This is a genomic window from Clostridium guangxiense (assembly GCF_021043395.1).
GTDB lineage: Bacteria > Bacillota > Clostridia > Clostridiales > Clostridiaceae > Clostridium_S > Clostridium_S guangxiense.
The window spans coordinates 96,487-109,062 of the sequence record NZ_JAJNKE010000006.1; the positions used below are offsets into that span (position 1 = coordinate 96,487).

General features: G+C 30.9%; 9 protein-coding genes. All 9 read left to right on the top strand.

Annotation, left to right across the window (positions count from 1 at the left end; all coding sequences use genetic code 11):
• Nucleotides 1–6: 6 nt before the first annotated feature.
• The 9 genes from ftsE to LQK79_RS06510 all read left to right on the top strand — a co-directional run bounded on the left by ftsE (nt 7) and on the right by LQK79_RS06510 (nt 12,567).
• Nucleotides 7–693, top strand: coding sequence for a cell division ATP-binding protein FtsE (gene ftsE / locus LQK79_RS06470; protein ID WP_053243615.1), 687 nt, complete (start codon nt 7–9; stop codon nt 691–693).
• On the top strand, nt 683–1,585 hold the full coding sequence (gene ftsX / locus LQK79_RS06475; protein WP_053243616.1) for a permease-like cell division protein FtsX: 903 nt from the start codon (nt 683–685) through the stop codon (nt 1,583–1,585). The genes ftsE and ftsX overlap by 11 nt, the downstream gene beginning before the upstream one ends.
• Nucleotides 1,586–1,859: 274 nt before the next feature.
• Nucleotides 1,860–3,068 carry a S41 family peptidase gene (locus LQK79_RS06480; protein ID WP_157055640.1) on the top strand — a complete coding sequence of 403 codons (1,209 nt, stop codon included), beginning with the start codon at nt 1,860–1,862 and terminating at the stop codon, nt 3,066–3,068.
• 144 nt (nt 3,069–3,212) lie between these two features.
• The gene (locus LQK79_RS06485; RefSeq protein WP_231015986.1) at nt 3,213–4,490 is read left to right on the top strand and encodes a PDZ domain-containing protein; all 1,278 of its coding nucleotides are present in this window, start codon (nt 3,213–3,215) and stop codon (nt 4,488–4,490) included.
• Between the two features lie 782 nt (nt 4,491–5,272).
• A complete protein-coding gene (locus LQK79_RS06490; protein WP_231015987.1) occupies nt 5,273–5,941 on the top strand; it encodes a methyltransferase domain-containing protein in 669 nt (222 codons plus the stop codon).
• A gap of 310 nt (nt 5,942–6,251) precedes the next feature.
• Nucleotides 6,252–6,623 (top strand): VOC family protein, encoded by a 372-nt coding sequence (locus LQK79_RS06495; protein WP_231015988.1) that lies wholly within the window; start codon nt 6,252–6,254, stop codon nt 6,621–6,623.
• A gap of 326 nt (nt 6,624–6,949) precedes the next feature.
• Nucleotides 6,950–8,935, top strand: a complete 1,986-nt coding sequence (gene uvrB, locus LQK79_RS06500) for an excinuclease ABC subunit UvrB (RefSeq protein ID WP_231015989.1) — start codon at nt 6,950–6,952, stop codon at nt 8,933–8,935.
• Between the two features lie 272 nt (nt 8,936–9,207).
• Nucleotides 9,208–12,030, top strand: a complete 2,823-nt coding sequence (gene uvrA, locus LQK79_RS06505) for an excinuclease ABC subunit UvrA (protein ID WP_231015990.1) — start codon at nt 9,208–9,210, stop codon at nt 12,028–12,030.
• A 75-nt stretch (nt 12,031–12,105) separates the two neighbouring features.
• The gene (locus LQK79_RS06510; protein ID WP_231015991.1) at nt 12,106–12,567 is read left to right on the top strand and encodes an FHA domain-containing protein; all 462 of its coding nucleotides are present in this window, start codon (nt 12,106–12,108) and stop codon (nt 12,565–12,567) included.
• The last annotated feature ends 9 nt before the right edge of the window (nt 12,568–12,576 follow it).

Below are 12,576 nucleotides of genomic sequence, written 5' to 3' on the forward strand. Positions count from 1 at the left end.
AAAATAATGATCGAATTTAAAAACGTAAGTAAGGTTTACGGTAATGACGTAACTGCTCTTTCGGATGTAAATGTCTCTATAGATAGAGGAGAATTTGTATTTGTTGTAGGAGCAAGCGGTGCAGGAAAGTCAACTTTTATAAAATTATTGATGAAAGAAATTGAACCGACAAAAGGAAATATAATAGTAAATGATACAGATATTACAACATTGAAAAGAAAGCAAATACCTTATTATAGAAGAAAAATTGGAATGGTATTTCAGGATTACAGGCTTATTCCAACATTAAGCGTATATGAAAATGTAGCTTTTGCAATGAGAATTGTTGAGGCAGGTTCTAGGGAAATAAAAAAAAGGGTTCCTCTTGTATTGTCACTTGTAGGTTTATCCGATAAACATAATGATTTTCCAAATCAACTTTCAGGTGGAGAACAGCAGAGAGTTGCATTAGCAAGGGCTATAGTTAATAATCCTTCATTTCTTATAGCTGACGAACCTACTGGAAACCTTGATCCAGAGACTGCAATGGAAATTGTGAATTTAATAAGCGATATTAATAAAGCTGGTACAACAGTAATTATGGCTACTCATGCAGAGCAAATAGTAAACCATATGAAAAAGCGTGTTATAGCTGTTGAAAATGGAACTATTGTAAGAGATGAACGAAAGGGAAGATATTATTATGAAGACTAGTACATTAAGATTATTTTTTATCGATGCATTAAAAAGTATAAAAAGAAATAAAACTTTGAGTACAGTATCATCAGCAACGGTAGCAGCTACACTTTTTATACTTGGAATTTTATTTTTAATATTGTTAAATGTTAGAAGTGGTATTGGTGATGTTGAATCACAAATACAGGTCCAAGTTTATTTAAAAAATGATATTACTATAGATCAACAGACAGCTATATTAAGCAAAATAACTAGTACAAGCGGTATAACAAACGTACAATTTGAAAGCAAGGATGAAGCTTTTCAAAAGTTTAAAAAGCAATTAGGTAATAAAAATAAGTCATTAGTGGACGGGCTTGATGCTTCAACTACTATGCCAAGTTCATACATAATTAGTTTAGCTAGTCCTACTTATTCATCAGTTGTTGTAAAGGCTTTGGAAAGTAATGGAACACCAATTCCTGGAATAGATAAAATAAATGATGGAAGAGAGCTTGTAAATAAGATTATTTCAATAACTAATACTATAAAATGGGTAGGTATTGTTATATTTTTAATTTTAATTGGAGTTTCACTATTTTTAATAGGAAATACTATAAAGTTAGCAGTATATTCAAGAAGAAGAGAAATAGGTATAATGAAATATATAGGTGCCACAGACTGGTTTATAAGGCTTCCTTTTGTAATAGAAGGAATGATACTTGGTTTTATAGGGTCTATAGTTTCGACTGTAATTGTATATTATGTTTACACAATATTTTATTCTAAAGTATCAAGCAGCTTTATGATGAGTTCACTTATATCATCATCATATGTATGGACATCAATGTCATGGGAATTTATACTTGCAGGAATGTTTATTGGAGCACTAGGAAGTATTCTTTCTATAAGAAAGTTTTTAGAGGTATAACTTAAAAATGTTTTATACTTTGTTTCAGGTAGATGAGTAAGAAGATCATCTGCCTGAAATTTGTTTTATATGGGTGTAAAAAAACGGTACTTATTTAAATTAAAACCTAAATATAAAGTATTTTTGAAAATTAAATTTTATAAGTGATATAATTAATTATAAATAATATAAATAATATAAATAATATAAATAATATAAATAATATAATTTTAATATGATAACAATAATCATATAAATAAAATTGGCATTCAGGATGGTGAAGATGTTGAAAAAAATTGATAATAAGAAAAAGTGGATTGCAATAACTGTTGTTATAGTTTTGCTAACTAATGCATTAAGTTTATTTTGGGGAAGTAAACTTTTAACTGTTTCTTCAGGAAATAATGTTGTCATTGATAAAAATACATATAATGAGATAATGAAGTTTAAAAAATTGTTTGCAATTAGAGATCAGTTGTATAAGTATTATAACGGAAAAATTAATGATAGTACTCTTGTTACTGGGGCAATAAAAGGTATGACATCATCGCTTAATGATCCATATACAGTTTATATGGATGCAGCAGAAACAAAAGAATTTAATTCTCAAATTCAGGGTCAAGAATATGTAGGACTTGGAATGCAAGTTGAATCTAAAAACGATAAGGTAACAGTTGTAGCTCCATTTGATGATTCACCAGCTAAGAAAGCAGGAATACAAAGCGGAGATATTATTCTTAAAATAAATGGAAAAGATGTTTCTGGAAAAGAGCTTGATAAAGCTGTGTCAATGATGAAAGGAAAAGAAGGCACTTCTGTTACACTGACTTTGTATAGAGCAAGCAAAGGAAATTTTGATGTTACAGCTAAAAGAAAAAAAATAGTTATGAATACTGTAACTGGAGAAATGCTAAATGATAAAGTGGGCTATATACAGATACAAATGTTTGATGAAAATACTGGCATAAATTTTAACAAGAAAATGGCTGAGTTAAAATCAAAAGGAATGAAATCTCTTGTAATTGATTTAAGAGATAATCCAGGTGGACTTTTAACTTCATGCATTGACGTTACATCAAATTTTGTTCCTAAAAATAAAGTTATAGTTTCAACTATTGATAAAAATGGAGCTAAGGAAGAATTTAAATCTAAAGGTGGAAATTATATAGGTATGCCATTAGTTGTCTTAGCGAATGGTGGAACAGCAAGTGCATCAGAGATTTTCTCTGGAGCTGTAAGAGATTATAAGATAGGAACACTAGTTGGAGAAAAAACTTTTGGAAAAGGTATAGTGCAAAATGTATTTGATACTGGAAATAATACTCAACTTAAAGTTACAATAGCAAAATATTATACTCCTAATGGTGAATATATACATCATAAAGGAATAAAACCAGACATAGAAATAAAATATCCGGATAGTCTTAAGGATAAAGTTTATGATAGAAATGTAGATCCACAATTTCAAAAGGCATTTGAAATAATAAAATCTAAAACTAAGTAGAGATAAACCATTTAAAACTTCAGTAAAATTTAAACTATATATGCCCCGAAACACAACCTTCAAGTGACTATGGTGCATGTATAGTTTTTAGTTCAGCTGATTTTACTATAGTTCAAACATTTTGGAGAGGAGAATTTTGCATTAATGAATATTATAATGAATACTTTAATTGCACTATCGAAGGCTATTTTGGCGCCATCATATGTGCTAATTCTTATAATAATGGCAGTTATATTTTACAGAAGAAATACAAAAACAACACTCATGCAAAAAATGATTATAGGAGATAGTTTAAAATCTCCGTTGGAACTTACATTGTCTCAAATACTTTTGGGAATGCTTGCAGGTACTTTAGGCAGTGTATTATTATCGTGTTTTGGTGTGGTTTTTAAAGATGATGGTGCAATATTCTTGCTGTTTATAATATCAATATTTTTGATGCTAATGAAAAGCAGATTTATATGCTTTTCGTATTCAGGAGCACTGGTTGGAATTGTTAGTTTAACGATTAGTGGTATGGCAGCAAATGGAGTAGATGTGAGTTATATAAGTTACTTGCAGGTGGATGTAAATATGCTTATGTGCATGGTCGCCATATTACATATTGTTGAAGGAATTCTTGTTTTGCTTGATGGAAAATCTGGTGTCATTCCTGTATTTACAAATAGAGATAATAAAATTATAGGTGGTTTTGCATTTAAAAGATATTGGCTTTTGCCTGTAGCTATGTTATTTATGCTAACTAGTCAAGATTTTACGTATATTCCGCAAATGACAGCATCTCAAGTTTGGAGCTTTATAAAAGGTAGTTCTTTAACTATATTAAAGGATTCTGCAATAGGATTTGGGGCATTTTACGGAATATTAGGCTATAGCACTTACACATTTACTAAAACAAAGACCGAGAAAATTATTTCATCTGGTATAAGTATAATTTCTTATGGCAGCGTTTTGCTTATATTATCTTTATTACTCAAAAACAATGTATTTGAACAATTTCTGTTATGTATTTTAGCTCCTGTAATGCATGAAATTATGCTTAGGCTTCAAATGTACATGGAGATGTCCGGAAAACCAAGATATATAAATAATGACGAAGGAATAATGGTTCTTGAAGTTGCGCCCAATTCACCTGCATACGAGATGGGGATAAAAAGTGGTGATATACTTGTTGAGTTAAACGATACAAAAATAGTTAATGAAGAGGATATTCTGAAATCATTATCAAATGTTACTAACTATATATGGCTTAAAATAAAAAATGTACAAGGTAAGCTAAGTGAGGTAAGTTATAACAATATGAATAGCACTAAAAAACTGGGATTAGTATTTGTACCTAAAATTGTGCCAGAAGGCAGTAGGGTTATGAAGGTTGACAGTGAATCCTTTGATGACATTCTAGAAAAGGCAAAGAAAAAATAGGCAAAGTGAAAATATCTTGGAACATTAAATAAATTTAATAAATCTAAAGTTCAAATTCTAAAAATACTAAGAGATTTCAATAACTCGCCTTTGGCTCAGGCAGATTGAAATCTCTAAGTTTTTTTGGAATTTGAACTAAGATTTATAAGAATTTATTTAAACTGTTCCTTCAATATTTTCACTTTGCCTTAACGTTTTTTTTTGCATGTAATTTATATAGGACTGGTATGGTTGGCACAGGGATTTTTAGAATACTTGCAAAGGCTCGTTTACTGAGGGCAAACATCACTGATGGGTATATAGCTTGATGAAGTTGTTTGTTAAAAGTCGCGAGATAGGAGTTATAAATCAGAAATTTATTTTTATTGGTAGAGTTAGTTACAGTTATTTATGTAAAATAATTGAATAGCGTTGAATTATATTTTATAATAAATATATTATTAATTAAATAGGAAGTGAAGCTTAAAATATGGGGATTTGCTTAGAAAAACAAGTCTTGTTCATTTTCTTGATACCAATATGGATAATAGTAAGAATAGTATCAATCTATTTTAATAAAAAAAGTAGAATTGATTTTTTTTGGAAAAGAGAGATTAGTTTAAATATATTCTTTATTTATATACTTTGCGTACTAAGTGTTACGTTATTTCCATTGTTTATACAATCACTCTACTCTTTACTCTCTACTCTGCTTCAAATTTCAGTTTGTAAGGATCAATTTGGTATTAGTCATTTTAACTTTTTACCAGATTGATGAGTGTACAAAGAAAAGAGGTGTACATATGTTTAAAGAGCACGACTTTACTATATGGGGAACCTACTGCAAATGCGGAAATGAATGCAGTATTCTTGAAAATGAACATCATCCTTGGCTTGATACTGGGTTTACCATAAAATTAAAATGCGGCTTTTGCGGTAATGAAGTGATTATAGATAGAAAATGTGCTGAAGAATTTTATAATAATAAGATTTATTCATATTATAATGATTTGTATGGAAAGATTGTTGATTTAGGCTGCGGCGGCGCTTTTTTAAGTAGATATTTATTAAAGCAAGATAAAGTTGATAAAATTTATGGTCTGGATTGCGATGAGGATTGCATAAATGAATTGACAGATATTAAGAGTCAAAAGAAATTTGAGTTTATTCAATCTAATATTAGTAACATTAGTAGTATATTTAGCTCTAATAGTATAGATTTTCTGGTTAGTAGAGATGTATTTATGTTCGTTGAAGATACTGATAGGTATTTTGACGATATAACTAGAATTGTTACAAAAGGCATAAGGCAAATGGGATGGTATATAAAGGATAATAGTAGAATGAGGAATAAGCTTGAACCTAAGCAAATTACTGATGAATATATTAAAAGAGGATGGAAAGTAGAATTGAAATACTTAGATTGGTATAAATGTGGATACTTTATTAGGGCGGATAGATGTAATAAATGAAAGCTTAAGAAGGCAAATGTGAAGATTGTACAAGCAATATTTGTTTAGTTCACAATGCACAATTCACAGTTCACAATGAAAGATAATTTTCCTCCGCTTCTCTGCGGAAAATTTTAAAATTAATTATTTATTTCGTTCAGCGAAGCTGAACATCATTAAGTTTTAAGATTTATCTGACGAAGGAAGGATAAATCATCCGTAACTGTGAAATGTGCATTGTGAACTGTGAATTAAAAGAATATTACTTGTAAAACTATGGTATTTGTCATTTTTATCTTCTAGATTATATATAAAAAAGGAGTTATAGTGTATGAATTGTAACATTAAATCGCTCTATTTTTGTGTTACAGATATGGATAGAGCGATTGCTTTTTATGAGGATTTACTTGAACAAAATGTAGCTGTTCATGATGAGATTTATAGTGTCTTTGATATTAATGGTTTTCGTTTGGGATTGTTTGCTTATGAAAAAATGAATGAAAAACATACTTTTGGAAGCAACTGTTTGCCAAGTTTAGAAGTTGATAGTATTGGCATATTAAAAAGTAAATTATCAAAACTAAAAATAGTATTTCCATTAACTAAAATAGGAGCAAATTGGGTGGCAGAATTTGAGGATAGTGAGGGGAATCATATTGAAATAACCACACCAATTAATGATAGAGTAGAGAGTAAAGAGTAGAGAGTAGAGTGAATGTTGATTTACCTTTCGTTTCTCTCAGGTAAATCTTAGAACTTAATTTGTTCAGCTGCGCTGAACACTGCATTTTATGCCATGCGCAAGCATTAAGTTTTAGATTTTTCGAAGCATAGCGGAGAAAAATCATCCTTCACTCTACTCTTTACTTTCTACTCTCTGCTCTTGTTTTATATAGATTACTTGTAAAACTTTAGTGTTTGTTATTTTAATTTTTCAGGTACTTTCTAATATTTTATAAGTCTATTGACAATATAAAAAAGTAATATTAGAATTAAATACGAACAAATGTTTGATGGAGGTAAATTATAGTGGGTGTTTTTAAAATACATTCAAAATTCAAGCCTACAGGGGATCAGCCTCAGGCAATAGAAAGTATTGCAGAGGGGATAAAGAATCAGGATAAATTTCAAACTCTTTTGGGAGTTACGGGATCTGGAAAAACTTTTACTATGGCTAATATAATTGAAAAAGTTCAAAAGCCAACCTTAGTGCTTGCACATAATAAAACTTTGGCAGCACAGCTTTGTGGAGAGTTTAGAGAGTTTTTTCCTGAGAGTAGTGTTGAGTATTTTGTATCATATTACGATTATTATCAACCTGAAGCTTATGTACCTCAAACTGACACTTATATAGAAAAGGATTCATCTATAAATGATGAAATAGATAAATTAAGACACTCCGCTACTTCAGCTCTTTTTGAAAGAAAAGATGTCATAATAGTGGCCTCAGTTTCATGTATTTATGGTCTTGGTAATCCTGATGAATATAAAAAATTGTCAATTTCTTTAAGGGAAGGCATGACTAAAGATAGAGATGAAGTACTGAAAAAACTTGTTGAAAATCAGTATGAAAGAAATGAAATTAACTTTGTGAGGGGTACCTTTAGAGTAAGAGGAGATACCTTGGATATTTTTCCAGCTGGTTCTACAAATAAGGCTATAAGAGTTGAGTTTTTTGGTGATGAAATAGATAGGATAAAGGAAATAGATGTGCTAACAGGAAATGTACTTGGAACCTTAAAGCATGTAGTTATATTCCCGGCATCTCACTTTGCTACTTCAAGGGACAGATTAGAGATAGCCATAAATAAAATAGAAACAGAACTTGAAAAAAGGCTTAGAGAACTTACAGCGGAAGATAAACTTCTTGAGGCACAAAGACTTAAGCAGAGAACAAATTTTGATATAGAAATGATGAGAGAAGTTGGTTATTGCACTGGAATTGAAAACTATTCAAGGATATTGGATGGCAGAGCAGCTGGAGAGCCGCCTAAAACTTTAATTGACTATTTTCCAGATGATTTCCTTATGTTTATTGATGAGAGTCATGTTACGCTTCCTCAAGTTAAAGCTATGTATGGTGGAGACAGGTCAAGAAAAAATACTCTGGTTGATTATGGTTTTAGACTTCCAAGTGCTTTTGACAATAGACCTCTTAAATTTGAGGAATTTGAAAAAAAAATAAATCAAGTAGTGTTTGTAAGTGCAACTCCTGCTAAGTATGAACTTGAACATTCTCAAAACACTGCGGAGCAAATTATAAGACCTACAGGACTTCTTGATCCGGAAATAGAAGTGAGACCAGTTACAGGGCAAATAGATGATTTATACAGTGAAATAAAAACCACAATAAAAAATGGCTTTCGCGTACTTGTTACCACTTTGACTAAGAAAATGGCAGAGGATTTAACTGAATATTTAAAGGAATTAGGAATAAAAACAAGATATATGCATTCAGGTATAGATACTCTGGAAAGAATGAAAATAATTAAGGAACTTAGAACGGGGGAAATTGACGTTCTTGTTGGAATAAATCTTTTAAGAGAAGGACTTGATATACCAGAGGTAGCACTTGTTGGAATACTTGATGCGGATAAAGAAGGATTTTTAAGATCCGAAACTTCTTTGATACAGACTATAGGAAGAGCCGCAAGAAACTCTGAAAGCAAGGTAATAATGTATGCAGATTCAATTACTGATGCTATGAATAAGTCAATAAAAGAGACGAATAGAAGAAGAAAAATTCAAATAGACTATAACACTAAGAATGGTATAACTCCTAAAACTATAAAGAAGGATATAAGAGAAGTTATAGGAATAACCCAAATTGCAGAGGAAAAAGAGGAATATAATAGTTTAAATGAGGCATTAGAGGCCAATAATAAGAATATAGAAGAATTAATACAAAAGTATGAAACTGAAATGAAAGAGGCAGCTAAGAATCTTCAATTCGAGAGAGCAGCAGACTTAAGAGATAAAGTAAAGAAACTTAAAAAAGAACTTAAAAACAGTTGATATTGAAAATTGACAGAGATGTTTAATTTAATGCACAATTATGGATGATTTTCTGCTGATGCCGAAAATCTTAATTTTGATTATTGATACAATTATAAATGGAAGTTTTATAATCTTTAAATTAATCGAGCGTAGGTGAGATTAATTATCCTTAATTGTGAACTGTGCATTGTGAATTGTGCATTGAATAAATATTACTTGTTGATTTAGATTAATTGAAGTTTAAAGATTTTAAGCGTGGTTGCTAAATACAATGGAAAACGGGTGATGAAATGAAAGAAAAAATTGTAATAAAAGGTGCTAAAGTTCATAATTTAAAAAATGTAGATTTAACAATACCTAGAAATGAATTTGTAGTTTTTACTGGTCTTTCAGGATCTGGAAAATCTTCTCTTGCATTTGATACACTTTATGCAGAAGGACAAAGAAGATACGTTGAATCCTTATCTTCATATGCAAGGCAATTCCTAGGACAAATGGATAAACCAGATGTTGAATATATTGAAGGTCTATCTCCAGCAATATCAATTGATCAAAAAACTACAAGTAGAAATCCACGTTCAACAGTTGGAACTGTAACCGAAATATATGATTATTTAAGACTTTTGTATGCAAAAATAGGAGTTCCACACTGTCCTAAATGTGGAAAGGAAATAAGCCAGCAGACGGTTGATCAAATGGTTGATAAAGTTATGCAATTACCTGAGAAAACTAAAATTCAAATTTTATCTCCTATAATAAGAGGGAGAAAAGGTGAACATGTAAAGGTAATTGAAAACATCAAGAAGAATGGATATGTAAGAGCTAGAGTAGATGGAGAGATGTTTGAGCTTGAAGATGAAGAAGTTAAGCTTGAAAAAAATAAAAAACACAATATAGAAGCGGTAATAGATAGAGTAGTTGTTAAAGAGGGAATTGAGGGCAGACTTTCTGATTCAATAGAAATAGCTTTAAAGTTATCCTCAGGTATTGTAATTATAAATGTTGTTGGTAAAGAAGATATGCTTTTTAGTGAAAGTTTTTCATGCCCAGATTGCGGTATAAGCATAGGAGAGATTGCACCAAGAACCTTTTCCTTCAATGCACCTTTCGGAAAATGTGATGAGTGTGATGGACTTGGAACACTTATGGAAATTGATGAAGACTTAGTTATTCCTGATAAAAGTAAAAGTATAATGGAAGGAGCAATAGCACCTTGGGGAGAAGGGAGACTTAAAGAAGACTCATGGACATTTTGTATACTTAAGGCGCTTATGAAAAAATATAAATTTGACGTTAACACTCCTATTGAAAAACTTGATAATAAAATTGTGAATGTACTTTTATATGGAACGCAGGGTGAGAAAATAAAAGTTTATTATGTTAAGGATGATAGAAATATGGAATTTTATCATGCATATGAAGGCATAATAAATGAAATGAAAAGAAGATATATGGAAAGTGGTTCAGAGGCTATAAAGCAGGAAATTGAAAATTATATGAGTGATAAACCATGTCCTAAATGTAAAGGTGCAAGGTTAAAAAAAGAAGCGCTTTCTGTACTTGTAGGTGGTAAAAATATAATTGAATTAAGTTCTATGCCAATAAGAGATGAAATTAAATTTCTAGATAAATTAAAGCTTAAAGAAAAGGATGTTATAATAAGTAATCAAATACTTAAAGAAATAAAAAGCAGACTTAAATTTCTTGTGGATGTTGGACTTGATTATCTTAACCTTACAAGAAATGCCAGAACGCTTTCGGGTGGAGAATCTCAAAGAATAAGGCTTGCAACTCAAATTGGTTCCAGTCTTGTCGGGGTACTTTATATACTAGATGAGCCAAGTATAGGGCTTCATCAAAGAGATAATGATAAACTTATTGCCACTATGCAGCATTTGAAGGAAATTGGCAATACTGTTATAGTTGTTGAGCATGATGAGGATACTATAAAGGCTGCGGATTATATTGTTGATGTGGGACCAGGAGCTGGTGAGCATGGTGGAAATATAGTTGCTGCTGGTACAATTGAAGATATAAAAAAATGCAGTGAATCAATTACAGGTCAGTATTTGACAGGAAAAAGGAAAATAGTAGTGCCTAATAATAGAAGAAAATTAGACAATAAGTTCATAGAAGTAATAGGAGCTAAGGAAAATAATCTAAAAAATATAAATGTAAAATTTCCAATTGGAGTATTTAATTGTGTTACAGGAGTATCTGGTTCGGGAAAGAGTACTCTTGTTAATGAAATACTTTATAAGGGACTAAACAAAAAATTAAATAGGGCAAAAGCAAACCCAGGAGTATATAAGGAAATTAGAGGAATTGAAAATATAGATAAAATTATAGACATAGATCAAAGTCCTATTGGCAGAACACCAAGATCAAATCCGGCCACTTATACAGGAGTTTTTGATATAATAAGAGAGTTATATGCTTCAACACAGGATTCAAAAGTAAGAGGTTACAAGGCAGGAAGATTTAGTTTTAATGTAAAAGGTGGAAGATGTGAAGCATGTAAAGGTGATGGAATAATAAAAATTGAAATGCAGTTTCTGTCTGATGTATATGTTCCTTGTGATGTCTGCGGCGGGAAAAGGTATAATAGAGAAACTCTTGAAATAAAATATAAAGGTAAGAATATTGATGATGTACTTAATATGACGGTTGAGGAGGCACTCGAATTCTTTAGTAATGTACCAAGAATAAAGAATAAACTTGAAACTCTTATGGAAGTTGGACTGGGATATGTAAGACTTGGACAGCCATCTACTCAGCTTTCAGGAGGAGAGGCACAGAGAATAAAACTTGCATATGAATTATCAAAACGAGGAACTGGAAAGACATTGTACATTTTGGATGAGCCAACTACAGGATTGCATACATATGATGTAAGTAAACTTATAGAGGTACTTCAAAGACTTGTTGATGCAGGAAACACAGTGGTTGTTATAGAGCATAATCTTGATGTAATAAAGTGCGCAGACTATATTATAGACCTTGGTCCTGAAGGCGGTGAAAGAGGAGGAACTATTTTGTGCGCTGGAACACCCGAGGATGTGGCTAAAAATACTTCATCATATACAGGACAATACTTAAAAAAAATGTTATAATTGTATAGGCTAGCGTAACTAAAATGCTAGCCTTTGGCTTTATTAAAGATATTATAGCGTAGGAGGGTGTTTTGTTTGTTTTTATATCTGGGATCGATTGGTGCTAGTCTAAGCAAATTAAGCTTGATTTTTAAGATAATAATTATTGCAATAGTGTATGTAATAATTTTGTATGCTCTGAGAATAATGTATAAGGATATAAAGAATGGAGGTTCCAAAAGGCCTTCAAGAAAAAAGACTTTTGGACTTGAAGTTATAGACCCTGGTGATAACAGGAATTTAAGAAGAGGATCTGTGATACCAATCAATAGAGAAACTACAATAGGAAGAAGAGATGATAATTCTGTAATTCTTAGAGAGGGATATGTCTCTGGGCACCATGCCAGAATATATCTTAGAAATACAGATTATATAATGGAAGATTTAAATAGTACTAATGGAACTATACTAAATGGTAGAAAGGTTGAAAAAAAAGTTTATATTAAAGCAGGAGACGAAATAAAAATAGGTAGTGCTGTATTTAAGGTAATAGGATAGGTGATATGA

Coding starts and splice junctions, on each gene's coding strand:
- LQK79_RS06495 (WP_231015988.1), top strand. CDS start 6,252: ATGAATTGTAACATTAAATCGCTCTATTTTTGTGTTACAGATATGGAT.
- uvrA (WP_231015990.1), top strand. CDS start 9,208: ATGAAAGAAAAAATTGTAATAAAAGGTGCTAAAGTTCATAATTTAAAA.
- ftsX (WP_053243616.1), top strand. CDS start 683: ATGAAGACTAGTACATTAAGATTATTTTTTATCGATGCATTAAAAAGT.
- LQK79_RS06490 (WP_231015987.1), top strand. CDS start 5,273: ATGTTTAAAGAGCACGACTTTACTATATGGGGAACCTACTGCAAATGC.
- LQK79_RS06485 (WP_231015986.1), top strand. CDS start 3,213: ATGAATATTATAATGAATACTTTAATTGCACTATCGAAGGCTATTTTG.
- ftsE (WP_053243615.1), top strand. CDS start 7: ATGATCGAATTTAAAAACGTAAGTAAGGTTTACGGTAATGACGTAACT.